Source organism: Paenibacillus lycopersici (assembly GCF_010119935.1).
Classification (GTDB): domain Bacteria; phylum Bacillota; class Bacilli; order Paenibacillales; family Paenibacillaceae; genus Paenibacillus_Z; species Paenibacillus_Z lycopersici.
The window spans coordinates 848,368-874,937 of sequence record NZ_CP048209.1; the positions used below are offsets into that span (position 1 = coordinate 848,368).

The 26,570-nt window shown below is 58.0% G+C and carries 19 protein-coding genes; 15 read left to right on the forward strand and 4 right to left on the reverse strand.

Annotation, left to right across the window (positions count from 1 at the left end; translation table 11 throughout):
* Positions 1 to 170 precede the first annotated feature (170 nt).
* A complete protein-coding gene (gene arfA, locus GXP70_RS03825) occupies positions 171 to 1,679 on the reverse strand; it encodes an arabinosylfuranosidase ArfA (protein ID WP_162355247.1) in 1,509 nt (502 codons plus the stop codon).
* A 167-nt stretch (positions 1,680 to 1,846) separates the two neighbouring features.
* Here arfA and GXP70_RS03830 point away from each other — a divergent pair, with 167 nt between their 5' ends.
* The 10 genes from GXP70_RS03830 (at position 1,847) to GXP70_RS03875 (ending at position 17,683) form a co-directional block, all read left to right on the forward strand.
* Positions 1,847 to 2,755, forward strand: a complete 909-nt coding sequence (locus GXP70_RS03830; protein ID WP_162355248.1) for an ArsR family transcriptional regulator — start codon at positions 1,847 to 1,849, stop codon at positions 2,753 to 2,755.
* Between the two features lie 425 nt (positions 2,756 to 3,180).
* Positions 3,181 to 4,515, forward strand: coding sequence for a response regulator transcription factor (locus GXP70_RS03835; RefSeq protein WP_162355249.1), 1,335 nt, complete (start codon positions 3,181 to 3,183; stop codon positions 4,513 to 4,515).
* Between the two features lie 18 nt (positions 4,516 to 4,533).
* Entirely contained in the window at positions 4,534 to 7,254 is a 2,721-nt protein-coding gene (locus tag GXP70_RS03840; protein ID WP_162355250.1) for a sensor histidine kinase, read from the forward strand.
* Between the two features lie 404 nt (positions 7,255 to 7,658).
* Complete coding sequence (locus tag GXP70_RS03845; protein WP_162355251.1) at positions 7,659 to 9,077, forward strand: ABC transporter substrate-binding protein; 1,419 nt, start codon at positions 7,659 to 7,661, stop codon at positions 9,075 to 9,077.
* A gap of 63 nt (positions 9,078 to 9,140) precedes the next feature.
* Entirely contained in the window at positions 9,141 to 10,043 is a 903-nt protein-coding gene (locus GXP70_RS03850; protein WP_162355252.1) for a carbohydrate ABC transporter permease, read from the forward strand.
* A gap of 8 nt (positions 10,044 to 10,051) precedes the next feature.
* On the forward strand, positions 10,052 to 10,879 hold the full coding sequence (locus GXP70_RS03855; protein WP_162355253.1) for a carbohydrate ABC transporter permease: 828 nt from the start codon (positions 10,052 to 10,054) through the stop codon (positions 10,877 to 10,879).
* Between the two features lie 195 nt (positions 10,880 to 11,074).
* Complete coding sequence (locus GXP70_RS03860; protein WP_162355254.1) at positions 11,075 to 12,517, forward strand: ABC transporter substrate-binding protein; 1,443 nt, start codon at positions 11,075 to 11,077, stop codon at positions 12,515 to 12,517.
* 65 nt (positions 12,518 to 12,582) lie between these two features.
* Positions 12,583 to 13,485: a carbohydrate ABC transporter permease gene (locus GXP70_RS03865; protein WP_162355255.1), complete on the forward strand. Its 903-nt coding sequence runs from the start codon at positions 12,583 to 12,585 to the stop codon at positions 13,483 to 13,485.
* 8 nt (positions 13,486 to 13,493) lie between these two features.
* Complete coding sequence (locus tag GXP70_RS03870; RefSeq protein WP_162355256.1) at positions 13,494 to 14,321, forward strand: carbohydrate ABC transporter permease; 828 nt, start codon at positions 13,494 to 13,496, stop codon at positions 14,319 to 14,321.
* A gap of 293 nt (positions 14,322 to 14,614) precedes the next feature.
* Positions 14,615 to 17,683 (forward strand): glycoside hydrolase family 2 TIM barrel-domain containing protein, encoded by a 3,069-nt coding sequence (locus GXP70_RS03875; RefSeq protein WP_162355257.1) that lies wholly within the window; start codon positions 14,615 to 14,617, stop codon positions 17,681 to 17,683.
* 766 nt (positions 17,684 to 18,449) lie between these two features.
* On the opposite strand, the gene GXP70_RS03880 is transcribed toward GXP70_RS03875, so the two are convergent.
* Together GXP70_RS03880 and GXP70_RS03885 are read right to left on the reverse strand one after the other, a co-directional pair.
* On the reverse strand, positions 18,450 to 19,406 hold the full coding sequence (locus tag GXP70_RS03880; protein WP_225442824.1) for an aldo/keto reductase: 957 nt from the start codon (positions 19,404 to 19,406) through the stop codon (positions 18,450 to 18,452).
* Between the two features lie 290 nt (positions 19,407 to 19,696).
* Positions 19,697 to 20,569 carry an aldose epimerase family protein gene (locus GXP70_RS03885; RefSeq protein WP_162355259.1) on the reverse strand — a complete coding sequence of 291 codons (873 nt, stop codon included), beginning with the start codon at positions 20,567 to 20,569 and terminating at the stop codon, positions 19,697 to 19,699.
* Positions 20,570 to 20,796: 227 nt separating this feature from the next.
* Here GXP70_RS03885 and GXP70_RS03890 point away from each other — a divergent pair, with 227 nt between their 5' ends.
* The 5 genes from GXP70_RS03890 to GXP70_RS03910 all read left to right on the forward strand — a co-directional run bounded on the left by GXP70_RS03890 (position 20,797) and on the right by GXP70_RS03910 (position 25,241).
* Positions 20,797 to 21,117 (forward strand): PadR family transcriptional regulator, encoded by a 321-nt coding sequence (locus GXP70_RS03890; RefSeq protein WP_162355260.1) that lies wholly within the window; start codon positions 20,797 to 20,799, stop codon positions 21,115 to 21,117.
* Positions 21,114 to 21,671, forward strand: coding sequence for an HAAS signaling domain-containing protein (locus GXP70_RS03895; protein WP_162355261.1), 558 nt, complete (start codon positions 21,114 to 21,116; stop codon positions 21,669 to 21,671). The genes GXP70_RS03890 and GXP70_RS03895 overlap by 4 nt, the downstream gene beginning before the upstream one ends.
* Positions 21,668 to 22,621, forward strand: a complete 954-nt coding sequence (locus GXP70_RS03900; protein ID WP_162355262.1) for a DUF4097 family beta strand repeat-containing protein — start codon at positions 21,668 to 21,670, stop codon at positions 22,619 to 22,621. Before GXP70_RS03895 ends, GXP70_RS03900 begins: the two co-directional genes overlap by 4 nt.
* Before the next feature lie 241 nt (positions 22,622 to 22,862).
* Positions 22,863 to 23,756, forward strand: coding sequence for a multicopper oxidase family protein (locus tag GXP70_RS03905; protein WP_162355263.1), 894 nt, complete (start codon positions 22,863 to 22,865; stop codon positions 23,754 to 23,756).
* Positions 23,757 to 23,888: 132 nt separating this feature from the next.
* Positions 23,889 to 25,241, forward strand: coding sequence for an HD-GYP domain-containing protein (locus tag GXP70_RS03910; protein ID WP_225442652.1), 1,353 nt, complete (start codon positions 23,889 to 23,891; stop codon positions 25,239 to 25,241).
* 258 nt (positions 25,242 to 25,499) lie between these two features.
* On the opposite strand, the gene GXP70_RS03915 is transcribed toward GXP70_RS03910, so the two are convergent.
* Positions 25,500 to 26,396 (reverse strand): helix-turn-helix domain-containing protein, encoded by an 897-nt coding sequence (locus GXP70_RS03915; protein ID WP_162355265.1) that lies wholly within the window; start codon positions 26,394 to 26,396, stop codon positions 25,500 to 25,502.
* Between the last annotated feature and the right edge of the window lie 174 nt (positions 26,397 to 26,570).

A 26,570-nucleotide genomic window follows, 5' to 3' on the forward strand; every position in this document is an offset into this window, starting at 1 on the left:
CAAGTCCGCCCTAAGCCGGCATCGCACGAATGTTCCACGATGCTCGGCCGAGCAAGGCGTGGGCCGTGCATCGGCCTCCCCTCGAAGTTACTCAAAGCCCGCTTCGCGCGAACATCCTAACTTTACCAATCAAGGCCCAGCCCACGCTTCCATCCGCCCTCGAAGCCGCCCTAAGCCAGCTTCACGCGAATCACGTTCCACGACGCCTTGGCGAGCTCGGCGCGGATCGCGCTGCCGTCTGCCGCCGCGTTGCCGCCGCTATGCGGCGCGACGCGGTTCGGCGCGTCCTGCGTGTTGGACGCTTTGAGATCGTCGCTCTCCAGCACGAGATGCTCCAATACGCGGAATGCGCCGAAGCTGCGAAGATCGATCTCCAGCGGCAGCGCTTCGCTCAGATGGCGGTTGACCGCGAAGACGGTCGCTTCGCCGGCCGCCTCGTTGTGCACGGCGACCGCATCCAGATAAGGCACGTCAGTGTAATCCGTCGCATCGTATTTCGGCGAGTCGACGAGCGGCACGAGCACCGTGCCCCGTCCGAACACGCTGGCGTGCATGTACGGATAGTAGATCGTCTGCTTCCAGGCCGCGCCGCCGTTCGCGGTCATGATCGGCGCGATGACGTTGACGAGCTGCGCCATGCAGGCCATGCGCACGCGGTCCGCGCGCTTCAGCAGGCTGATCAGCATGCTGCCGACGAGCAGCGCGTCCTCGTGATTGTAGATGTCCTCAAGCTGCGGCGGCGCGATCGACCACGGCTCGATGCGGGAATCGGCGTCGTTGGAGTGATACCAGACGTTCCATTCGTCGAAGGAGAGGTGGATCTTCTTCTTGCTCCGCTTCTTCGCCTGCATATAGTCGCACGCGGCGATGACCGTATTGATGAAGCTGTCCATGCCCATCGATTGCGCGAGGAAGTTCGCCGTGTTATTGTCGCGATTGCCGTAATATTGATGAAGCGACATATAATCGACGTCGTCGTAGCACAGATCCAGCACCGTCCGCTCCCATTCCGGGAACGTCGCCATTTGGAGGCTGGAGCTGCCGCAGGCGACCAGCTCGATGGACGGATCGACCCAGCGCATCACTTTCGCGCTTTCGGAGGCGATGCGGCCGTACTCGACGGCGGTTTTGGCTCCGATCTGCCACGGTCCGTCCATTTCGTTGCCGAGGCACCACGTCTTGATGCCATGCGGCTGCCGATAGCCATGCTGCACGCGCAGGTCGCTCCAATAGGAGCCGGACGGATGATTGCTGTATTCCACCAGCTGACGGGCTTCTTCCGGTCCGCGCGTGCCGAGGTTGACCGCCATCATCGGCGCCGAGTTCGCTTTGCGGCACCAGTCCACGAATTCGTTCAGGCCGACCAGGTTCGGCTCCACCGTGCGCCAGGCCAGCTCCAGCCGCTTCGGCCGAAGCTCCACGGGGCCGACGCCGTCCTCCCAATTGTAGCCCGAAACGAAATTGCCGCCGGGATAGCGGACGATCGGCACGTCGATCCCCTTGACCAGCTCCAGCACGTCGCTTCGAAACCCTTGCCCGTCGGCCGACGGATGGCCCGGCTCGTAGATGCCGCCGTATACCGCCCGCCCCAGATGCTCGATGAACGAACCGTAAATCCGTTTATCGACCTCGCCGATCGTAAAATCTTTGTCCACGATCATTTTCGCTTTCATTGACATGTTGGCTCACCTCGTAGTTAAATTAATATTATTATTAATTGATTAACAAGAAGTTGAATACAGAACTATTAAACCGCATTGCGCCATGACTGCGCAAGCTTTTCTTCTTCTCGAAATTGAATTAATATGAAGGTTAATTTAACTTGATCAAAGCGGAGTGAAACCACATGATACGCGCGAATTTGGAGCGAAAATGGCTCCCCCTCTACGAAGCGCTCGCGAGCGACGTGCGCCTGCATATCCTGGAGCTGCTGTCCGGGCAGCCCATGAACGTCAAGGAGCTTGCGGCGGCGCTCGGCCTCAGCAGCGCGATCGTGACGATGCATACGAAGAAGCTGGAGAAAGGCGGCCTCATCCAGACCAAGCTCGTCCGCAAGGGCGGAGGCACGCATAAAATCTGTTCCCTGGCCGTCAGCCGGATCGAGCTGGATCTGCCGCAGGCGGGGAGCGGGAAGCGGGAATGCCAGGAGGTTGCCGTGCCGGTCGGGCATTATACCGGCTTCGAAGTATACCCGCCCTGCGGTCTTGCCACGACGGAGCGGATTATCGGCCAGTTCGACGATCCCCGCTATTTCATGGAACCGGAACGGATGCATGCGCAAATTTTATGGTTCGGCAGAGGGTACGTCGAGTACCGCATCCCCAATTACGTGCTGCCCGGCCAGACCTTGGAGGAAATCGAAATTTCGTTCGAGATCGGATCGGAATATCCCGGCGTCCGCGCGGACTGGCCCTCGGACATTCATTTCTATCTGAACGACACGCCGCTCGGCTATTGGACGAGCCCGGGCGATTCCGGGGAAGGACGGGGCAGGCTCACGCCGGCCTGGTGGACGGTCAACCAGTACGGCTGGCTGAAAGTCATCCGCATTACGAACGGCGGCACGTTCATCGACGGCCAGCGGCTGTCCGGCGTGACGCCGCAGGATATCGTCATGGCGCGCAACGATTGGCAGCTTCGGCTCGCCGTTCCCGGGGACGCCGGGCATGTCGGAGGGCTCACCGTCTATGGCGAAGGGTTCGGCAATTACAACCAGTCCATCCTCTTTCGGACGTACCTGAGCGGCGGCGGATAGACGGCGGGAATAGGCAAGCCGGATCGGAGGAATTCCCGGTCAAGCACGGCGAGAACAAGCGGTTTTCGCCGTGGAACTGCGTGCTTCGCCGGACATCCTGTCATAAACCGTCGATTTCTTGCCGGAGCGCATTGTGTTATAATCGGCAAAATGGTTGAAACATTACGTACCGGTTGGAAACAGAACGTACCTGCGCGGCTGCCGATCATTGATCCGCGGGCATGAGCCGCAGCGGGTACCGCGTTATCCTGCGACGCCGTCATATAGTTGTCAGACAGGCCATCAGGACGCATTATATCCTGATTTGCCTTGTCGTTCGGACGATCCCGCGTTAAACTGATAGCGACGAATATTTTAATAAAACTTTATGAACGCGCACGGTTGCCTGGACTTGCCGGAATGATAACGAGCGGGAGGAATCGCAAGTGTATTATAAATTGTTAATCGTGGATGACGAGAAAGAGATTCGGGAAGGTCTCGCGTCTTGGGCGTGGGAAAAGGTCGGCATCGAGGTGGCGGGTATCTGCTCGCACGGGTTGGAAGCGCTTCAATTCGTGGAGGAGCGGCCCGTCGATATTGTCATTACGGATATACGCATGCCGTTCATGGACGGACTCGAGCTGATGAGCGCGCTGAACGCGCGTTATCCGTTCATCCGCGTCGTCATACTTTCAGGCTATAACGATTTCGAATATGCCCAGAAGGCGCTGCAATGCGGCGCGATCGACTACTTGCTTAAACCGCTGCAGTTCCAAATGCTGCAGGATACATTCATCCGGGCCGTGGAGCGGCTGAGCGAAGAGAAGCAGGCCGAATTGCGCATCTCGGTGCTCAGGCGCAAGGCGGAGCTGCTCGCCCGCGTGCTGCGCGTCGAGTTCCTGCGGCGCCTGTTTCAGGAGCCGCTGTCCGAGGTCGAGCTGGAGCAGGGCATCTCCGACGGCGAAGTGCTGCTGGATGCAAGCCGCTATACCGTTGCGGTCTTCCGGCCGGATCGGCTCGCGGAGCCGGGCGCGACGATCGGAGACAAGGAGAAGAAGCTGCTTGTCTTCTCGCTGGATAATATTTTGACGGATTTATGGGAAGGCAAGGAGCTTGGCTATCACTGGGTGAACGCGCAGACGGGCGAAGCGTTCGTGCTGTCCGTGAAGCCGGAAGCGGAGACGCATTTCGCCGAGCTGCTGCCGCAGTGGCGCAAATACCGGGGGCTGTTCAAATCGTCGTTCTCCGGCGGCATCGGCCGTCCGGTCAGCTCGCCGGCGGACATTTATTTGTCCGCGCAGTCGGCCTCCGCGGCGCTTGCCGCCAACCTGGAGGAAGGTACGCTCGCGCCCGCGCCTTCCGAAGAATCGGCGAGCCGGACCGTTCCGGCCGTCCTCGCAAGCAAGGAGCTGTCGGCCGTCGCGGCCGGAGCCGACGGCTCGCAGACGGCGGAAGCGGAGCCGGTAAGCATGCTGCTCGTGCAGGCGAAGCAGTATATCCGGGACCACTTTAACCGCAGCTTGACGCTCAAGGAGGTCGCGGATCAGGTGCATATCTCCGGAAGCCACCTGTTCGCGCTGTTCAAGAATTCCGGGCAAACGTTCCTGAGCTTCCTTACTTCCATCCGGCTGCAGCGCGCCATGGAGCTGCTCAGCGGCTCGAATCTCAAAATTTACGAAATCGTCGAACAGGTCGGCTATTCCGACCCCGCGTACTTCACGGAAGTGTTCAAAAAATACACGGGCAAAACGCCGCACGAATATCGCAGCAAATCCAGGTAAACCGCGGAGGGAGACAGCATGTGGAAACGGTTCGGACCGACGCTGAGGCGGATCGTCATTCTGACGGCGGTGCTGACATTGGTCACCCAGATCGCCCTCGCGTATATCGGTCTCACGTATATGGATGTCATCGACAAGTCGCTGCACAAGAAGCGGTCGCAGGACATGCTCTACCAGTTCCAGCAGAACGTGCTCGTGCAGCTGAACGACATCGATAATTTGATGCTGCTGCTGAAGACACCCGAGTTCAGCGACTACTATAAGAATCTCATGCGTCTGCGCGACGAGAAAGTTTCGCAGAAGGGCATTGAGCAGCTGCAGCAGAAATTCAACATGCTCGATCTGTCTCCCTCGACCGTGCAGGCGATTTATTTTCTGTCGCAAACCTTCGTGCAGCGTTCCCTCGTGCAGAAGGTGGAGTCCGGCACGTTCATGGACCTGCCGCGGCTGGACCAGGACAGGCTGCATTATTCCAAGCTGGACAAGCTGATCATTCCGGATTGGAATCAGCTGACGATGTACACGCAGGCGGATTTCGCGCAGTATTACAACACGGACAATCCGATGCTGGAGAAAGCGGACATTCGGCAGCTGAAAGCGTTCATGTCGGAAATCCAGGACCGTCTCGTGTTCTCGAACGGCAGCGACAACGGCGTACTGACGATGATCGTGCTGAGCGACCGCTTCTTCCAGAAAGCGATTCCCGACAATCTGCCGGCGGGGACGTATTTCTCCGTGCTCGGCAAGGACAAGCGCCTGCTGTGGACGTCGGCGCCCTCGAATCCGCTGAAGGCGGCGGAAAGCGGGGCGGCAGGCAATGCTTCGTACCAGAACGAAATCAAATCGCTGACGCCGTTCAAGCTCAGCATCGTGTTCTCCGACAACGGGGGCGGACCTAGCGCGCTGCGCAATGACCGCATCTATGCGATCGCGGTCGTATCGGTGCTCACGGTGCTCGTTACGGTATTGATCAGCTATTTCTATTTGAAGCAGGTGTTCAAGCCGTTCCGCATGGTTTCCAGGCAAATCAAGAGCTTCTCGCTGAGCAGCGATTGGCTGCTGCGGCCGCTTCCGGAGGATTTGATCAAGAAGGGCTTCCACGCCGTCTCCATGCGCAACAAAATCATTATCGTGCTCATCGTGGCAATCGGCCTCCCCGCCGTGTCGGACAGCCTGCTGTACGGCTGGCTGACCAAGCACGACATCCAGCGCGAGATGCAGACGTCCATCGACGTGGAGGGCCGTTTCTCGGCGCTCAGCATCCATAACCGGCTGCAGTTTACGGAGACGATACTGAAGGAAATATCCGCCAGCCGGCAGCTGCAGGAATACGTCACCAACAATTATTCGACGCCGCTCTTGATGGGCGGGCTGACGACCAATCTGTACATGTTTCCGGGCTTGAACGACATCTCCTACTTCGTGCTGCTGGACGAGAACGGGAATTGCATCTATTCGTCGATCTTCTCCAATAACAAAAGCGCCTTCAACACGGACAAGGCGTTCTTGAAGGACAGCAACGATCCGTACTGGATCGCGGATTACGACAACGTCTTCAATCCGTTGTCGACGGCAATCGTGAAGCGGATCGAAGGGCCGGGAACTGACGGGGAGGCCACGTACCTGCTGATGGTTCCGAAGCAGTCGACGTTCGAGAACATCGATTCAGGATTGATCAATACGTCCTACACCATCTCCGACGCCAAGGGCCATACGATCTACGAGTCGCGCCAGCGCATCATCGGCAATGTGCCGGGACAGCATTTCTACACGAGCAGCATTCCGAACACGGACTGGAAGCTGGCGATCAGCTTCGTCTTCAACGACGTGCTGGAGAAGAACCGGGAGTATCAGCAGCAGTTCCTGCTGTTCACCTCGATCGTCCTGCTGCTGGCCGTCGTCGTGGCGGTCGGGATCGCGGTCCAATTGGTGAAGCCCGTCCACCGGTTGAAGGAGACGATGCTGCGGGTCGGGGAGGGCGATCTGTCCCTTCGCCTGGAGGAGCTGGAGCATTCGGAGCTCGGCGGCATCGTGCGCAGCTACAATCGGATGATCGACCAGCTCGACCGCGTCATGCGCGAGGAGAGCGAGCTGATCGCCATGAAGACGAGGGCGGAGCTGGATATGCTGCAAGCGCAGATCAATCCGCATTTTCTATACAATACGCTGGAAGTCATCAACATGCGGAGCATGAAAACCGGCAATCTCGAAGTCAGCGCGATCGTCGGCGCGCTGGCGGACCTGTTCCGCTACAGCATCGCCAAGGGAGCGGATATCGTAGAGCTCGAGCGGGAGCTGGCGCATGTCGCCAACTACGTTACGATCCAGCAGATTCGCTTCGGACACAGCTTCGAGGTGGAATTCGAGGTGCCGGACGAGCTGCGCAGCAAGCCGATCGTGCGCTTCGTGCTGCAGCCGATCATCGAGAACGCGATCAAGCACGGCTTCCTCGGCTGGGAAGAAGGCGGCCGCATCGTCGTCTCGGCAGTTGCGGAGGAAGGCACCATGCAGGTGCGCATCGCCGATAACGGCGTCGGCATGGATAAGGAGACGCTGGCGCTGGTGAGAGCCGATATCGAGCGGGAGTACGGGAAGGCGCAGAGCGAGGAGAACGGCATCGGGCTGCGCAACGTCTACCAGCGGCTCAGGCTGATCTACAAGGAAGGCATGTCCATGACGATCGACAGCCGCGAGATGAGGGGGACGGTCATCACGCTGACCGTTCCGCTGCCGGAATAACGACAGGCTGTCCGCAGATTGCGAATACTGCGGGCGGCCTCGTTTTATAGATCGGCATATAACGGCTTCAGGGCTGCTTGAACGAACCGGAACGCATCCGATGCGAGGCTTCGAAACCTAACGTCGAAAAAATAGCCGCTTCTTGTCGATGGATTGTGTCGAAAAAGACGGAATTTTCTTGTCGATGGAATGTCGAAGGGATGTCGAAAAAATCGTCTTTTACCCCGGTAAACCAATTTTCGGATAAAATGTAACGATTACCCCGTAGAAATCATACGATCGCCTTATAAAAATCATAGGATTACCGGGGGAAATTAGAGGATCACCATATTTAAGCGCTTACATTTTTCGTGTTATTCTTGATCTTGTAAGGAATATACTATTTCTTCAAGGGGGATAAGAATTTGAGAAAATGGACGATCATGCTTACAGCCATTACAGCAGCTGCGGTCGTGCTGTCGGGTTGCGGCAGCAGCAACAACAATGGTGGCAACGCTTCCAATTCCACGAACAGCGGAAGCGGAAATTCATCCAGTGACACCTCGAAGAGCAATTCCGGCAGCAAGAGCGGTGACGTTGTAACGATTAAAACGAGTATTACGGCAGGCGAGCTTTCCAAAGACCAAATCGCCGAATTCGAGAAAGAGCATCCGAATATTCACGTTGAAATCGAAGAAGTCGATGCTACGAAGCTGGCTGCAGAGCTGGCGACGGGCGATGCGCCTGACGTCATTCGTCTTCTCGGCGTGCAAGATCTGCCTAGTTACGTTATCAAAGGCATTGCGATGGACCTGACGGATCGCATCAACACCAGCACGGTGTTCAAAGCGGACGACTTGATGGATATCACGAACGTATTCCGCTTCGACGGCAAGACCGTCGGCGCCGGCCCGATCTACGGCTTGCCGAAAGACTGGTCCAACGACTATGCCATTTTCTATAACAAGAAAGCGTTCGACGCTGCAGGCGTACCGCTTCCTAGCACGACGGAGCCAATGACGCTGCCGGAATTGATGGATCTGGCGAAGAAGCTCACGATCAAAGGCGCTGACGGCAAAATCAAGCAATACGGCATTGGTACCAACAGCGGAGCCAAAGCCGAGCCTACGTACGACAGCATGCTCGAATATCTGCTCAGCGCTGGCGTGAACATCAATGCCGACGACTTCTCGTCGATCAACTTCGACAACCAAGCGGTCAAAGACTACATCAATTTCTGGCTCGATGGCGTGAAGAACAACATCGGCCCGAACTCCGTTAACAATGACCAATCGGACAGCGGCGACCTGTTCTTCAAGGACCAAGTCGCAATGCAGATCTTCGGTTACTGGTACAGCGGCGTAATCCGCAACGACGAGCGCGCGAAATCCCACATTGAAGATTTCGGCATGCTGCCTACGCCGATTGCGCCGAACGGAACGCGCGTAGCGCCTACGGGCAGCGCGACCGGCGGTATCATCAATGCGGCTACGAAGCATCCGGACGAAGCTTGGACGTTCTATGAGTGGTACTTCGGCGGCAAGCCTGCCGACGACCGCGCGAAGACTGGCTGGGGTCTGCCGATCTTCAAGAGCAAGATGGATCTCCTGCCTAGCGAAACCGCATTCGACAAACAAGTCAATGAGGTTATGAAAGGCGAAATCGAAAACTCCAACAAATACCTGGTCGTGAACCCGTATCTCTCGAACGGTGGCGGTTCGATCTTCAGTAAATACGCACAACCGCTGCTCTTCGGCAAATCGAGTGTGGACGATGCCGTCAAAGGCATGACCAAAGACGCGAATAATGCCATCGAGGAAGCGAAGGCAGCAGCCGGACAGTAAATCAAGTCTAGCGGGGAGGGTTCAAAGCCGAACCCTCCCTTCTCGTCATAAAGGAGCGAAAGTATGAAAGAGAAGACTAAACGAGTTGTTGCGTTCTACTCGATGATCTCGCCTTGGTTTATCATGTTCCTGGTATTTGGCCTTTATCCGATGGTATACGGTCTCTACTTGAGCTTTACGAACTTCTACGGCTTCAATATCAAGAAATTGAAATGGATGGGCATGCAAAATTACCACAAGGTGTTTACGGACTCCGATGCCATGTACTCCCTTGGCAGAACGATGTACGTCACGATCATCAACGTGCCGCTGGGGTTGGCGATCGGGCTTGGCCTGGCGATGCTGCTGAACAAACAGGTGCGCGGGGTAGGGGTATACCGGACGGCCTTCTATTTGCCTTCCATCGTGCCGGCGATTGCCAGCGTCCTGATGTGGAAGTTCATGTTCTCCAGCAACGGCGGGGTGTTGAACGGTATTCTGAACCTCGTCGGCTTAGATTCCGTGAACTGGCTTGGATACGACTATGCCACGACGTCCCTGCTCATCATGCTCTTATGGGGCGCAGGCGGCGGCGTGTTAATCAATCTGGCGGGACTGAAGGGCATTCCGCGGGATCTATATGAAGCGGCGTCGATCGACGGTGCGACGGCGCCACAGCGGACGATGCGCATTACATTGCCGCTCATGACGCCCGTTCTCTTCTTCAACCTCATTATGGGTATCATCGGCTCGCTGCAAATCGGCTTGCAAGCGATTCTGCTGAGCGGCTCGAGACTGCTTGATCGCCCGATCCAGCCGAACTATCTGTACTTCGTCCATGCATTCCAGCAAATTTTCGCTTTCCAGCGGTTCGCGTACGGCATGGCGCTGTTATGGGTATTGTTCCTGGCGATTCTGGTGCTGACGCTTATCGTCTTCACGACGAGCAGATATTGGGTTCACTACGAAACGGACCAGGAGGGATAATCGACGTTATGACAGAGAAAAATGTAAAAGGCAGTGTTCCGCTGTATGTGGCGTTGATCTTCTTCTCCCTCATCTTCATCTTCCCGATGTACCTGGCCTTCGTGCAAGCGCTGAGCGCATGGAATACGACGCCTGGCTTCGTGTCCGTCGGCTTTCACCTGGAAAACTTCAAGTACGCGACGACGCTGATCGATTTCTGGAACTTTACGAAGAACTCCGTCATAATCTGCGCGCTCTCGCTCATCTCGGTTGTGACGAGCGGTATTGGCGGCTATGCCTTCGCGCGGATCGTGGCGCCTGGCCGCAACGCGCTGTTCATGATCGTACTGTCGACGATGATGCTGCCGGGTATTATTACCCAAATTCCGCAATACATTCTGTACCATAAATACGGCTTGATCGATACGTTCTGGCCGTGGGTCTTCGGTGGAATCGGCGGCAGCGCGTTCTTCATCTTCTTGTACCGCCAGTTTTTCGCAGCCATTCCGAAGGAACTGGAAGAAGCGGCGCGGATCGACGGCTGCTCGATCTTCCGGACATACTGGAACATCTTCCTGCCGATGTCGATTCCAATCCTGGCGACGGTATCGATCATGACGTTCCAAGGCACGTGGGGCGACTACCTGGGGCCGTTCATGCTGCTGAAGCAGGATCACTATCCGCTTGCGACGGCGCTCAGTATGATCAGCTACAAGATCGAGGGCAACGACAAGCTGATTCTGACCTCCGTATCGACGGCGGCGGCGATCCTGCTCATCGTGCCGGTCGTCGTCACGTTCTTCCTCGGACAGCGCTATATCGTCGAGGGGATTGTCACGACGGGCGTCAAAGGGTAATCGAACGGACTGCCGCGACAGGCGTGCACTGGGAAACCGGTGCGCGTCTGTCGCTTTTTTTGCATTTTGCGCTCATCCGCATTCCATACGATTACCCGTTAAAATTAGAGGATCATCGTATACAAACGTGTACATCCCCCATGCTATTCTTAATATCGAGCAAGACACATTTACTTCTCCAAGGGGGAAAAGAAATTGAGAAAATGGAGCATCATGCTTACGGCTGTAACGGCTGCGGCCGTCGTGCTGTCGGGCTGCGGTAACAGCAACAACAATGGGGGCGGCAATGCCGCAAGCAATAGCAGCGGCAACAACGCCGCTGCGACGACGGGTAACGGCGGCGATACCAATGCGGCAGCAACCGACAATTCCGGCAGCAAGGACACCGGCGAAGTCGTGACGATCCGTACGAGCATCTCGGACGGCGAGCTGTCGAAGGATCAAATCGCCGAATTCGAGAAAGAACATCCGAACATCAAGATTGAAATCGAAACGCTCGACGCTACGAAGCTGGCGGCAGAGCTGGCAACGGGCGACGCGCCTGACGTCATTCGCCTCTCCGGCGTATTCGATCTCCCGAACTACGTGATCAAGGGCATTGCGCTTGACTTGACGGACCGCGTGAATACGAGCTCGATATTCAAGTCGGACGATCTGCTGCCGATCACGAACGTGTACCGCTTCGACGGCAAGACGGTCGGCACCGGCCCGATCTACGGCATGCCGAAAGACTGGTCCAACGACTATGCCATCTTCTATAACAAGAAGGCGTTCGACGCTGCTGGTGTGCAGGTTCCGGATCCGACGAAGCCGCTGACCTGGCCTGAAGTGTTCGACCTGGCCAAGAAGCTGACGATCAAGGACGGCGACAAAGTCAAGCAATACGGTCTGGCTGCCAACGAGTGGGGCAAAACGGAACCGAACTTCAACAACCTGCTGCAATATCTGCTCAGCGCAGGCGTAGACATCAATGCGGCAGACAGCGGATCGGTCAACTTCGATAACCAAGCGGTCAAAGACTACATCAACATGTGGGTGCAAGGCATCAAGGACAACGTCGGCCCGAACTCCGTCAACAACGACCAAACGTCCGGCGGCGACCTGTTCTTCAAGGATCAAGCCGCGATGCTCATCGACGGATACTGGTACAGCGGCGCAATCCGCAGCAACGAAAGCGCCAAGACGCATCTGTCCGACTACGGCATGCTGCCTACGCCGATCGCTCCGAACGGCACGCGCGTAGCGCCTACGGGCGGCGCAACCGGCGCGATCATCAACAAGGATTCGAAGCATCCTGACGAAGCGTGGACGTTCTTCGAATGGTTCTTCGGCGGCAAACCGGCCGACGACCGTGCGAAGACTGGCTGGGGTCTGCCGATCTTCAAGAGCAAGATGGATCTGCTGCCGAACGAAACCGACTTCGACAAGCAAGTCAACGCCGTTCTCCAAGACGAGTTGAACTACACGAGCCAATACCTGCAAGTCAATCCGTACCTCGCGGGCGGCGGCTGGTCGATCTTCGATAAATACGTGCAGCCTCTGTACTTTGGCAAATCAAATGTGGACGACGCCATTAAAGGCATGACTAAAGATGCTAACGTGGCCATCGACGAAGCAAAAGCCGCAGCAGGACAGTAATAGTCAAGTCTAGCGGGGAGGGTTCCAGTCGGAACTCTCCCTTCTCGTCATAAAGGAGCGAAAGTATGAAAGAGAAGACAAAACAAACCATCGCATTCTACTCGATGATCTCGCCATGGTTTATCGTGTTCCTGGTATTCGGCCTTTATCCGATGTTATACGGCCTCTATTTGAGCTTCACCAACTTCTACGGCTTCAATATCAAGAAATTGAAATGGATGGGACTGCAAAATTACCACAAGGTGTTTACGGACTCCGATGCCATGTATTCCCTCGGCAGAACGATGTATGTCACGGTCATCTACGTGCCGCTGAGCTTGGCGATCGGTCTTGGCCTAGCCATGCTGCTGAATAGGCAGGTGCGCGGAGTCGGGGTGTACCGGACGATTTTCTACTTGCCTTCCATCGTGCCGGCGATTGCCAGCGTCCTGATGTGGAAGTTTATGTTCTCCAGCAACAATGGCGTATTGAACGGCATTCTGAATATCTTCGGCTTGCATTCCGTGAACTGGCTTGGATACGACTATGCCACGACGTCACTGATTATCATGCTCTTATGGGGCGCAGGGGGCGGCGTGTTAATCAATCTGGCGGGATTGAAGGGCATTCCGCGGGATCTATATGAAGCGTCATCGATCGACGGCGCGACAAAGCTCAAGCAGACGATGCATATTACCGTGCCGCTCATGACGCCGGTTCTCTTCTTCAACCTCATTATGGGCATCATCGGCTCGCTGCAAATCGGCTTGCAGGCGATCCTGCTCAACGGTTCGGAGCTGCTCTCGCGTCCGATTCAGCCGAACTATCTGTACTTCGTCCATGCGTTCCAGCAAATTTTCGCCTTCCAGCGGTTCGCATACGGCATGGCGCTGCTGTGGGTATTGTTCTTGGCGATTCTGGTGTTGTCGCTTATCGTCTTCACGACGAGCAGATATTGGGTTCACTACGAAACGGATCAGGAGGGATAATCGACGTTATGACAGAGAAAAGAGTAAAAGGCAGTGTTCCGCTGTACGTGGCGTTGATTTTCTTCTCCGCCATCTTCATCTTCCCGATGTACCTGGCCTTCGTGCAAGCGCTGAGCGCATGGAATACGACGCCTGGCTTCGTATCCGTCGGCTTTCACCTGGAAAACTTCAAATATGCGACAACGCTGATCGATTTCTGGAACTTTACGAAGAACTCCGTCATTATCTGCGCGCTCTCGCTCATCTCGGTTCTGACGAGCGGTCTGGTCGGTTATGCGTTCGCGCGGATCGCGGCTCCTGGCCGCAACGCGCTGTTCATGATCGTGCTGTCGACGATGATGCTGCCGGGTATTATTACCCAAATTCCGCAGTACATTCTGTTCCATAAATACGGCTTGATCGATACGTACTGGCCATGGGTATTCGGGGGAATCGGCGGCAGCGCGTTCTTCATCTTCTTGTACCGCCAGTTCTTCGCCGCGATTCCGAAGGAGCTGGAAGAAGCGGCGCGAATCGACGGCTGCTCGATCTTCCGGACGTACTGGAACATCTTCCTGCCGATGTCGATTCCAATCGTGGCGACGGTGTCGATCATGACGTTCCAAGGCACGTGGGGCGATTACTTGGGGCCGTTCATGTATCTGAAGCAGGACCACTATCCGCTTGCGACCGCGCTTAGCATGATCAGCTACAAGGTTGAGGGCAATGATAAAATGATTCTGACCTCCGTATCGACGGCGGCGGCAATCCTGCTCATCGTCCCGGTTGTCATCACGTTCTTCCTCGGACAGCGCTATATCGTCGAGGGGATCGTAACGACGGGCGTCAAAGGGTAATCGAACGGCCTGCCGCGTTAGGCATGTACCGTGTACCGGTGCACTGAAGACCGGGTTGCAAACGATGTTCTACAGCCGTCCCGGCGCATGGCTTGAAATCGTGCGCCAGGGCGGCTTTTATCAGAATCTCATCGGGTCTGATTTCGCGACGAAATCGCGGGCGATAATTCGGCGCATGCAGGAATCGTCGGGGGCGGGACCGAAATCAAGCTTGGTATAAAGACAGTCGTATACGTACGTTTCGGCGCAAACCGCGAACTTAAATTTCTTATGAAAGAAAGGATGGTCACAGCATGATCGCAATCGAGCGTTATTGGGAGAATCCCGAACAGCTTCACGTCAATCGCGAAGCGCCGCGGGCCTATTACATTCCTTACGGGGACACCGCTTCGGCGAAGCGGCGCAAACGAGGACAATCCCCTTTTTACCGGACATTGAACGGCAATTGGAAATTCCAGTACCGCGAATCGGTGCAGGGCGTGGAAGAACGCTTCTGGGAAGACGGCGCGGACGTATCCGGCTGGGACGATCTGCTCGTGCCTTCCTGCTGGCAGACGAACGGCTATGATCAGATGCACTACACGAACGTAGCGTATCCGATTCCCGTCGATCCGCCGTATGTGCCCGACCGCAATCCGGCCGGCTTGTACGTGAGGGAGTTCCAGCTGGGCGCAGAATGGGACGGCAAGGAGCAATACGCCGTCTTCGAAGGCGTCAATTCCTGCTTCTACCTGTGGGTGAACGGCGAGTTCGTCGGCTACAGCCAAGGCAGCCGCGTGCCGGCGGAATTCCGGATTACGCCGCATGTCCGTCCGGGCCTGAACCGGATGGCGGTCATGGTGCTGAAATGGTGCGACGGCACGTATATCGAGGACCAGGATTTGTGGCGGTATTCGGGGATTTTCCGGGATGTGTACCTGCTCGCAAGAGACAAGGCGCATATCCGCGACGTGTTCAATCGGCAGTCGTTCGCCGAGGGCTTCAGCCGCGCGACGCTGAGCGTCGAAATCGAAACGACGGGCAGCGTGCGGGCGACGGCCGAGCTGCGCGACGCGGGCGGCAGTCTGATTGCCGCGGCCGAAACCGATATTTCCGGGCAGGGCGCGATGTCGCTGAACGTGGAGGCGCCGCGGCTGTGGACGGCGGAGACCCCGTATTTGTACGAGCTGACGCTGCGGTCGGGCGAAGAAACGCTGCTGTTCCCGGTCGGCTTCAAGACGGTGACGACGGACGGCGGCGTCTTCCGCATCAACGGGCAGGCGGTCAAGCTGAAGGGCGTCAACCGCCACGATTCCCATCCGACGCTCGGCCAGACCATTCCGGTCGCGCATATGATCGAGGATCTGCAGCTGATGAAGCGCCATAACGTCAATACGGTCCGTACGTCGCACTACCCGAACGATCCGCGCTTCCTGGAGCTGTGCAACGAATACGGCTTCTACGTCGTGGACGAGGCCGACCTGGAGTGCCACGGCATCGGCATGGCGGAAGACTGGAAGGAAGGATCGTTCCATCGTCTGTCCAACGATCCGGCGTGGAAAGCGGCGTTCGTCGAGCGCGCCTCGCGCATGGTGGAACGGGACAAGAACCAGCCATGCGTCGTCATGTGGTCGATGGGCAACGAGTCCGGCTACGGCCATAACCATATCGCCATGGCGGAGTGGACGCGCGGTCGCGATCGCTCGCGTCCGGTCCATTACGAAGGCGCGACGGTCGGCTACAAGGGCAACGAGGATACGAGCAGCCTCGACGTCGAAAGCCGGATGTACGCCTCTTTGCAGGAGATGGAGCGCTACGGGCAGGATCCGGCGCAAGTCAAGCCGGTCTTCCTGTGCGAATACAGTCATGCGATGGGCAACGGGCCTGGCGATCTGCAGGATTATTGGGACGTCATCTACCGCTATCCGAACCTGATGGGCGGCTGCGTCTGGGAGTGGTGCGACCACGGCATTCTGCGGACGGCGGCGAACGGGCAGTCATATTTCGCTTACGGCGGCGATTTCGGGGACAAGCCGAACGACGGCAATTTCTGCATCGACGGGCTCGTCTCGCCGGACCGCAAGCCGCACACGGGGCTGCTGGAGCTGAAGAAAGTCATCGCTCCCGTGCGCTTCGAAGCGGAAGACGCGGCACGCGGACGGGTAAAAGTGACGAATCTGCACGATTTCATCGGGCTATCGCATTTCGCGCTGCACTGGAAGCTGGAGCGGGATGGCGAATTGCTGCGCCAAGGCTGGTACGATGCGCTTGAAGCCGGACCGCAGGCAACGCAGGTGATCGAGCTGCCTTGCGCGTGGAACGAGCAGACGGACGGCGCATGCGATCTGACGCTGTCGTGCCGGTTGAATGCGGATACGGCATGGGCGGAAGCGGGCTACGAGATCACGTTCGAGCAGTTCAGACTCGGCGATGCTTCGGCTTCTAGCGGAGGTGCCGGTACGGTGGGCGCCGCGGCGGGCAATGGGGGAGCAGCCGTGCGTCTAGGCGCAGCGGCAGTGCAGGCCGAGGAGTCGGGCGGAGTGCTGAAGCTGAGCGGGCTTGATTTCAGCCATACGTTCGATCTGCGCCAAGGCGTATTCACGGGCATCTCGAAGAATGGCGTGCAGCTGCTCGCCGAGGCGCTGCGTTTCCAAATTTGGCGCGCGCCGACCGACAACGACCGCGGCATTCGTTCCGCCTGGGAGCAGGAGGGCTTCCAACGGGCGGAGATGAAAGTATACGACGCCGCCTGGGAGCGTCAAACGGACGGTACGGTTGCCATCACCGTCCGATTCTCGCTCGGCGGCTACATCCGCACGCCGATTCTGCAGGGCGAAGCGCGCTGGACGCTGGACGCGACGGGGGCGATCCGTCTTCGCGCCGACATCCAGGTGAAGGAAAGCGCGACGCATCTGCCGCGTTTCGGGCTGGAGCTCGCCATGCCGGCAGGCAGCGAGTCCGTCGAGTACCTCGGCTACGGGCCGCATGAGAGCTACATCGACAAGCGCCGCAGCGTGCGCCGGGGCAAATACCGGACGACCGTGGACGGCATGTTCGAGTCGTACGTGATGCCGCAGGAGAACGGCTCGCGGTACGGCACGGAATGGGCGGCCGTCACGAACGCGCTCGGCATGGGGCTGCGCCTCGAAGCGCCGGACAGCTTCTCGTTCCAGGCGTCGCATTACACGGCGCACGACCTGACGGCAGCGGCCCACACGCATGAGCTGAAGCCGCGGAAGGAAACGATCGTCAACGCGGATTATCGCATGGGCGGCATCGGCTCCAACTCTTGCGGACCGGAGCTGCTGCCGCAGTACCGTTTCGACGAGAAGGCGTTCACGTTCGAGCTTACCGTTCGTCCGGTGTTTGCGGAGGACGAGTAAGGGCAGCTTAAATTAAGAAGAGAAACCCGCGTACTTGGTGTTCGTACGCGGGTTTCTCTATGTTAAGAAGCTTGGTCGATGGACCAAGCTTTTTGCTTGTTTTGTTTGCTGCCGACGGAGCGGCTATGGCTTCGCTTGCACGAGGCTTGCGCTACGGCAGGGGCCGTGGAGCTCGAGGCGCGCGGGGCGGAAATGCTGCCGCGGCAGGCAGGGGGAAGAAAGGAGGGAAGGATGGAAAAGAAGGAAGGGAAATGTCGCCTGAGGCGCGTCGGACAGGCGGGCTGGACGCTGCTGTGGTAGGAATTGGCCTCGCTCGTTCGGGGCGAAGCGATATGGCCGAAAAAGCTGCCTGAAGGCAGCTTTTTCGGCAGGCTCTTTGCAAAGCTACTGAGTACGAGGAGGGAAAAGTTGCTCGAACAGAACTTTACCGGCATTATTGCCGGTCCGTGGTGGGTAAAGTTGCTCGAACAGCAACTTTACCGGCATTATTGCCGGCCAGAGGCGGGAAAAGTTGCCCGAACAGCAACTTTACCGACATTTTAGTCGGTCTGACGCGAATAAAGTTGTTCGTATAGCAACTTTTCGTCATTCTGAGGCAGGTGTGTAAGGTTCTTTGCAAGGCTACTGGGAATTCGGTCTCGTCCAAGCCGAAATGGCCGAAAAAGCTGCCTGAAGGTAGGAATTCGCTTTCGTTCGAGGCGATATGCCCGCCCGAACAAGCTGCTTAGTAGACAGGGATTCAGTTCGCCCCCTAGCGCTTCGCCCCCTAGCGCTTCGCGCACAGCGCCGACAGCTCGGCGAGCTCGTGCAGCTCGTCCGCGCCGAGCGCGAATGTCATCGCGCGGACGTTCTCTTCCGCATGATGCGGCTTGGAAGCGCCGGGGATGGCGAAGACCGTCTCGCCGTTGGCGTGGATCAGCCAATTGAGCGCGATTTGGCTCGGCGATGCGCCGTATTTGGCGGCGAGCTCGTCCAGTCGGGCGATCAACGGCTGCGTCCGCTGCAGCCCGGCGGGCTTGAAGCCGCCGGATAGCTTGCGCGGGCCCGTGATGCTGCGAATCAGCTCCGGGTTCTTGTGAAACTTGCCGCTCAGGAGCCCTTGTTCCAGCGGCGAATAGGCGATGATGGCGATGCCCAGCTCCTTGGCCGTTTCCAGGATGCCGTTGCGCTCGATACGCCGGTCCAGCAGATTGTATTTGACCTGGTTGGACGTCAGGCGCAGGCCCTGCGCCCGCAGCGCCTTGTCCGCTTCGCGCATCTTGTCCGCGGAGAAATTGCTGACGCCGATATGGCGGATGCGCCCGGCCTTCGCCAGCTTCGCCATCTCGTTCATTTCGGCGGTCGCGGACGAGAAGGAGAACGGCTGGTGCACCTGATACAGGTCGATCGGCCAGCCCTTCAGCCGGCGCAGACGTTCATCGATCGTACGCGGAATGCTGCTTGCCGTTCGCATGATCGGCCACCATTTCGTCGCGACGCGAACGTCCCGGGGAGAGGCCCCGGCTGCGTTCAATGCATTCGCCAACGCTTCTTCGGACCGGCCGCCGCCGTAGATTTCGGCGGTATCGAACCAATTAATGCCGCCGGCCAGGCTGATTCGCACGATCGAGGCGATGTCGGCATCGCTCAGCATAGGCCAGAACCTGCCGACCATGCCGCTGCCTTTGCTGAACTGCCAGCAGCCAAGACCGAGCGGCGACAGGTTCAAATCGGAAGGGCCCATTCGCCGAAGCCGGATTTGCGCTGCTCCGCCTTGGGCCGGCTGGCCTTGACCTGGAATAGGACCACCTTGCTCGTTCAGTTCCGTTCGCGTCATCTCCGCATCTCCTTTATACATGTTCACCGTACGCACGGTGCCAGCCATTCACAAAAGAACGGTACCGGCGCCCCATCAAATCACGCACTCACGTACGCACGGTGCCAGCACCTCATCATTTCACGCACTCACACACCAACGACGCCAACACCTCACGCACCAAACTTCCCGCAAGCGGCTCGTCCAGCTAAACTCCCCTAGCGGGTATACCCGATCGCCAGCTCCAGATCCAGCTGCCCGCCGGCCGCCAGCTCCGGGAGCCCGTCCCGCGTGTTCAACGCGCTGTTCAGCGCCATCCACGGCTCCACGCAGACGAACGGCGAGCCGGTCACCTGCCAGAGCACGACGTATTTGAACGCGTCGCTGTATGTCAGCGCCACGGCGCCGCCTCCCGGACCCGGAAAAGCGATGCGCCGCGCCGAGGCGTCGAGCAATGCAACGGATTCCTTCAGGCCGTCGAGCGGGATAGCGCCCTTGATCGGTTTGACGACGTTATCGTTGTAATCGAGGTATTGGGTTGCATCGGTGTCATAGACAAGGTTTTTATCGTCGGCGCGGAAATACGGGTGGAAGCCCGCGTAGAACGGCATGCTGCGCTCCGACAGATTGCGGTACGACTGGCGAATCCGAAGCTCGCCGTCCACCAGCGCATAGGTGAAAAGCAGCTCGAACGCGAACGGGAACTCCGCAAGCGTGCCGTCGTCGCTGCGCAAGCGAACCGTCACGGACGCTTCGCCGTCCTCGGATACGGCAACGACCTCCCACGGGCGATTGCGGGCGACGCCGTGGTTGCGCATCGCATAGGTACGGCCTTCCCACTCGAACTTGCCTTCGACGAGCTGGCCGCAGATCGGGAACAGCACCGGGTTGCCGCCCCGAATATTCGCTTGCGGATCGACGAACGTCGCCCGGTCGAAATAAAATAGCTCTTCGCCGCGCAGCTTGCAGCTGATGGCGATGGCGCCGCGCTCGGGGCAGATCGTAACTGAAGAATCGGTCCCGGCGTCCTGCAAGGTGTACAGCGGATACACGTCCGCGTGCTGCGTCACTTCATAGCGTTTCTGATTCATAGGGATCATCCTCCGTCGTCACATTCGGTCGTCTTGCTTATTGAAAATCATACCATATTGCCTGGCCCTGGCTAAAGCCTGCCAAAATGTTACTGTTTCCCGCCAGCTATATTGCATTGTTGAATAGCTGGTGATATAGTATAGCTATCGAGCGAAAGCTCACCATTTTTTTGGCCAGCTATTCTACATTGATGAATACTCAACGATAACTAATAGGGGCGCTGCGAATGAATGTGCAATTTAAGAAAGGCGTACTCGATCTATGCGTACTGGCGCTGACTGCATGGGAAGACCGGTACGGCTACGAGCTGGCGGTGACGATGTCGTCGAAGTTCGAGGTTGCGGTCGGGAGCGTATACCCGCTGCTTAACCGACTGACGCTGGAAGGCTTCTTCTCTACGTATCTCAAGGAATCGAGCGAAGGGCCGCCGCGCAAGTATTACAAATTGACCCCCCAGGGCCATGCGCATCTCATGGAGCTGATCCGCGAATGGCGAAATTTCTCCGTTGCGGTGGATGAACTCATTAAGGAAGGTGTAGAACGATGATCAGAGAGCAGTATTTGGGCCATTTGTGGGAGCTGCTTGCGCCCGTGCCGGAGAAGCAACGACGGGAATGGATGTACGATTACGAGGAGCATTTCCGCGTCTCGGCCGAGCTTGGACGAAGCGAGGAGGAGGCGGCGGGCGAGCTTGGCGATCCGCGCTTGATCGCGAAGGAGCTGCTGCTGAACTATCGCGTCGACCAGGCGGACAATAAGAGCGGCAGCATTACGCTCGTCTCGCGCGCGGTGTTCGCGGCGGTCAGTCTCGGGTTCTTCAACTTGATTTTCGTGCTCGGACCGTTCTGCGCCGTGCTTGGCATACTGGCCGCGCTATGGGTGACGGCCATCGCGGTCGGAGCGTCTTCGCTCATGGTGATGTACGAAGGCTTGTTCGGCGAAGCGGTAACGGCCGTTCAGGCGGGCTTCATCGCGCTTGGGCTCATCGGTCTCGGCATGCTGCTGGGCGCCGGTACGCACTGGCTGACGCGCGCCTTCGCCAAGCTGACGCTTCAATATTTGAAATTCAATTCCAGAGTGATGAGGGTGAAGAATAAATGAGAAACTGGGTGATCGTCGGCCTCATACTGTTCGTCGTCGGGCTGATCGGCGCGGCGGGGACGATCGGCGCGTCAGGGGATTTCTCTTTCGGGACGGAGAAGATCGAGCGTCATCAATCGCTGCCAATAGACGGCATTCGCAATATCGATATTCATACGGACAGCGTCGACGTGACGGTCGTTCCCGTTTCGGGCAGCGAAGTAAGAGCAAGCCTGACCGGCCGCGCAAGCAAAGCGTACCTCAACAAGCTGGACATTCTGCTGAAGAAGGACGGCGACACGATCAATGTCGGCTTCAAGGAGTCGGCCGGCTTCCGGTTCGGACTGAATATCGTAAACGTCAATCTGAAGCTTGAAGTGCCGCAGCGGCAATTTGACCGATTGAAGCTGAAATCCGGCAGCGGCGACATTGCGATTGCCGGCCTGCAGGCAGATGCCGTTGAATTGGACGGCGGTTCCGGCGACGTCGACTTGAAGGAGATTCACGGCCAAACGGTCACGGTGTCGATCGGCAGCGGCAATCTGTCGGTCGCGGATACCGACGCCGCGGAAGGCGTAACGCTGAAATCCGGCTCCGGCGATATCTCGGCGGATCGCTTGAAGGCGAAACGGCTGGATATCAATCTGAGCAGCGGCGACGTCGACCTGACGGAGGCGGCTGCCGAGCTGAACGTGAAGACGGGCAGCGGCGACATCACGGTCGAAGGCAAGCTGCTGAATCTCCCGGCGACGCTCAAGACGGGCAGCGGCGACGTGGGCATCTATACCGATCAGCCGCCGAGCGACGTGACGATCAGCTACAGCACCGGCTCCGGCGATCTCGACAACGACTGGGACGCAGGGAAAGGCTCCACGGACGACGACGACGTCCATCGCCTCGTCTTCGGCAGCGGTTCCGTGCCGGTACAAATTCATACGGGCTCCGGCGATCTCGACGTCGGCAGCAGGTAATCGCGTTAGCGCATAAGAGGCTTTGTTCCATCGATATGGAGGACAAAGCCTTTTTTGTCTTTGCTCATAGGGGCAGCTTAATCGAATTCAACATCATTCGACAAAAAAATAACGGTTGAAGCTAGAATTTATCCCGCCTGCATCCGATATTCTGAGTAGGGAACTTTTTTCGCGCGCATCGCTCATGTTTCGAGGCCGCACCGCATACATTTCGTTGGTTGCGACGAGGGAGGGATGCGGAATGGTGGAATCTCCTGATGTGCCGCTGTTGCCTTATACGCTTCATCACGGCGTCAAATGCTTCGAATTGGTTGCGCAGCCGGTCAGTCGGGAGCTGCTTCCGGGCTTGTTCATGCAAGGATACGGCTATAACGGCATGATTCCGGGACCGACGATCGTCGTGGAGCCCGGGGACGAGGTAAGGATTCGCGTCGTCAATCTGCTGCCGGAGAAGACCAGCGTTCACTGGCATGGCCTTGACGTGCCGAACGCGATGGACGGCGTGCCGGACATTGAACCGACTCCGCTGATCCAGCCGGGCCGTTACGCGGATTACCGGTTTCGCATCGTGAATCCGCCCGGCACGCATATGTATCACACGCATTATGAAACGATCCGCCAAGAAATGATGGGGCTGGGCGGGCTGTTCATTATAGGGGACCGGCATGAACGGGGGATCGACCGGGACTTCGCGTACATGCTGCAGGAATTCGCGGTGGCCGGGCTGCCCAAAGGTCAGCTGGGACCCGGCGCGTATGCGATCGATCCGCTGTCGGACGGGTTCAATTTCTTCACGATGAACGGGCGCTGCTTTCCGCATGCGTCGCCGCTGCACGTCAGGCAGGGCGAGACGGTGCGGATACGGCTGGCCAACCTCGGCATGCAGGGGCATCCGATGCATCTGCATGGGGTGCAAATGCTCGAAACGGCTTGCGACGGCAATGATATTCCGCCGTGGAACCGTCAGCGCAGAAGCACGATATTCGTCGCGCCGGGAGAGACGCGCGATGTGCGGTTTCTGGCGTGGAATCCGGGCAATTGGCCGTTTCATTGCCATATTCCCCATCATAACGCGAACAACTTCACGCTGCCGGCCGGCGGCATGTTTACGACGGTTCGGGTCAGACGGACATGAAAGGCAAACGAGGAATGAAGGAGAGGTTTTCCGGGTATGCAGGGACGCCGCAAAGCCATTATCGGTCCTTTATTGGCCGCAATGCTTCCAATTGTAGTGTTTGAATGGTTTCGCGCGCATCAGGCCGCCGACATGACGATGCGAATGCCGCACGGCCATTTCGTCGTCGTCACCATTGTGGCGGGATTGGCCGCGGCCGTCGCGATCGCCGTCGGCTTTGCCGGCCATCGGCTGCGCAACATCAAGGTCGGGTTCATGTCGTTGGCGTACTTGTCGCTCGCCGGCGTATTCTTCCTCCACGGCTTGACGACGCCCGGCTTCATTACCCATGATTATGAATTGCCCGCCATGTTCGCGCAATTCAGCGTGCTGCTGGCTTCCTTGTGGCTCGCCTTGTCGGCCGTCTCGACGGATCACCGGCTCGTCCGGGCCATTGCCGGCAGACGGCAGTGGCTGCTTCCCTTCTGGCTGCTCGTACTCCTGCTGACCGGCTTATATACGGTACAAATGCCGCATCGCATAGGCATGGTGCCGCTGGAGGATAATCCGTACAAATGGCTGGCGGCAGGCATAACGCTGGCGGCCTGCGCATGGACGTTCTACCGCTATTGGCGATCCTACCTGCATGCGGGCTTTCCGCTGCAGAGGGCGGTCGTATACAGCGTCAGCCTGATCATCTCCGCCCAATATATCATCGTCGAAGGCACGACGTGGCGGTTAAGCTGGTGGCTGTACCATCTGCTGCTGCTGAGCGCCATGCTGGTCATGGTCGCCGGCTTGTTCAAGCAGTATTTCTCGCAAGGCTCGTTCAGTTCGTCGCTGCGCGTGCTGTTCCAATCCGACCCGCGAGCCTGGCTGGAGGCGTGCAAGACGCCAAGCGTCAGAGCGCTCATTATGGCGACGGAAGCCAAGGATGAATATACGGCCGGCCATAATAACCGGGTGGCGCTCTACGCGCTTCGCCTCGGCGAAGAGATGGGGCTGTCGAAGGATAGGCTGCGCGCCATCGCCCAGGGCGGCGTCGTTCATGACGTCGGCAAGCTGAAGGTGCCGGACACGATTCTGAATAAGGCCGGCAAGCTGACGCCGGAAGAGCGTCGCGTCATCGAACAGCACCCCGTGTCGGGCTACGATATGTGCAAGCAGCTCGGATTCTTGGGCGACGAGCTGGCCGTCATCCGATCCCACCACGAGAAATGGGACGGGACAGGCTATCCCGATCGGCTGCGCGGCGAGGAAATCCCGCTGCTGGCCCGCATAGCGGCCGTCGCGGACGTGTATGACGCGCTGACGTCGTCCCGGTCGTACCGGCAGGCGATGTCGCACGAGGAAGCAATGGCGATCATTATCGGAGGCAGCGGCGTTCATTTCTGCCCTTCCTGCGTCCAAGCATGGCAGCGGCTGACGGCTGCGGACGCCGAATTCATCGGCGAAATCGCGGCAAGCAGCCGGTCGCTGCGGCTGGTGCACAAAGCGGTGCAGTGAGGCCGGTCCGTACTCAGGCAAGAAAAGCGTGCAGCGCTCGGGCTCTGCACGCTTGTTCTTTGCCTGAGGCCGCAAACGGCTCTCCGCAAGCTCCGCAAGCTCTCTGACGGGCACTGCGGCAGCGCTGCTTCAACGCATAAATTCACAAATCGGGCAACGCTGTAACGCTACATCCCGTTTATAGGAAGACGCTTTAATGCACTAAACTATCGGGGCGCAGCGTGCCTCGGATTTAGGCATTCGATGGCTTTTTCTGTTTTAAGGCCAAATATCCTGCGGTGCGACCTTCAATGCCTGTGCGATGAGCAGTGCCGTCTGACGCTGCGGCTTGTTGATCTTGCCGTTGCGCAGCTTGGAAATCGTCTGCATCGAGATGCCCGTCGCGGCGGATAGCTGCTGGGCGGACATGTAACTGCGCGCCATAAGCACTTTCAAGGTCACGGACGAATCGGCGGCATTGGACTCGGAATCGGCTGCCGAACGAATATCCGACACGATGAAGGCGATGTGCTTCAAGCTGCCGTCCGTATGACAGAACGGACGATACATCATGTTCAGGTCGAGCTGCACGCCATCGTTCAGGGCTTTGGTGCGGACGGCGATCTGATGCGTACGGGCCTGCCGCGACGTCAGCTCGAGTACGGAGATGAGCCGTTCTCGTTCGTCGTCATCCAAGTAAGCGTCCAGCGGCTCGCCGACCGGAAACCGATAATTGTCGAAGACGGGCGTCGGGTAATACTTGAACATGCGCTCGATCGCGTAGCGCTCGTTAAGGATGCCGGCGATGAGCACTTTCTGCGTCTCGCATAGGCGGTCGATCCACGAATTGGCGCTGATGTCTTCGGCAGTGAGCAGGAAGGCGTCGCCCTTCGTATCGGCCAGCGCCTCGCAGGTAAGGAGCAGTCGGGGCGGATGATCGCCGTCCGAATGCCGGAGCAGGGTGGTCTCGTGCCGATTGGACGACTGCAGCGCGCTTCTGTCCCATTCGGTGAACAATCGCTCCGGCGGCAGACCCTCGAGCACGTCCTCGGAGCAGCCCACGAGACGAGCGAAAGCTTTGTTGGCCACATCAAAGCGGCAATCATCGTCATGATCGATCACGACAACGGCCAGCGGCGTTTTGAGGTGCTGAAAAACAACGGCAGAAAGCGTCAAACGGCGTCCCCTCGCAATCTATGGCTAGTCTGATTTATACAACAGTATAAGAGGGGGGGAACTACATTTCAACAGGTATGTCGCGAAGAAGCGAGATTTGCGTCGGATGCGGACGGGACGGCTGCATTCTGCCGCAAATCGCCTTGCCGAAACGGGGAACCCCCATGGCTGCTC

Coding starts and splice junctions, on each gene's coding strand:
- GXP70_RS03905 (WP_162355263.1), top strand. CDS start 22,863: ATGGTGGAATCTCCTGATGTGCCGCTGTTGCCTTATACGCTTCATCAC.
- GXP70_RS03900 (WP_162355262.1), top strand. CDS start 21,668: ATGAGAAACTGGGTGATCGTCGGCCTCATACTGTTCGTCGTCGGGCTG.
- GXP70_RS03875 (WP_162355257.1), top strand. CDS start 14,615: ATGATCGCAATCGAGCGTTATTGGGAGAATCCCGAACAGCTTCACGTC.
- GXP70_RS03830 (WP_162355248.1), top strand. CDS start 1,847: ATGATACGCGCGAATTTGGAGCGAAAATGGCTCCCCCTCTACGAAGCG.
- GXP70_RS03870 (WP_162355256.1), top strand. CDS start 13,494: ATGACAGAGAAAAGAGTAAAAGGCAGTGTTCCGCTGTACGTGGCGTTG.
- GXP70_RS03850 (WP_162355252.1), top strand. CDS start 9,141: ATGAAAGAGAAGACTAAACGAGTTGTTGCGTTCTACTCGATGATCTCG.
- GXP70_RS03885 (WP_162355259.1), bottom strand. CDS start 20,569: ATGAATCAGAAACGCTATGAAGTGACGCAGCACGCGGACGTGTATCCG.
- GXP70_RS03895 (WP_162355261.1), top strand. CDS start 21,114: ATGATCAGAGAGCAGTATTTGGGCCATTTGTGGGAGCTGCTTGCGCCC.
- GXP70_RS03890 (WP_162355260.1), top strand. CDS start 20,797: ATGAATGTGCAATTTAAGAAAGGCGTACTCGATCTATGCGTACTGGCG.
- GXP70_RS03865 (WP_162355255.1), top strand. CDS start 12,583: ATGAAAGAGAAGACAAAACAAACCATCGCATTCTACTCGATGATCTCG.
- GXP70_RS03910 (WP_225442652.1), top strand. CDS start 23,889: ATGACGATGCGAATGCCGCACGGCCATTTCGTCGTCGTCACCATTGTG.
- GXP70_RS03880 (WP_225442824.1), bottom strand. CDS start 19,406: ATGGGCCCTTCCGATTTGAACCTGTCGCCGCTCGGTCTTGGCTGCTGG.
- arfA (WP_162355247.1), bottom strand. CDS start 1,679: ATGTCAATGAAAGCGAAAATGATCGTGGACAAAGATTTTACGATCGGC.
- GXP70_RS03855 (WP_162355253.1), top strand. CDS start 10,052: ATGACAGAGAAAAATGTAAAAGGCAGTGTTCCGCTGTATGTGGCGTTG.
- GXP70_RS03840 (WP_162355250.1), top strand. CDS start 4,534: ATGTGGAAACGGTTCGGACCGACGCTGAGGCGGATCGTCATTCTGACG.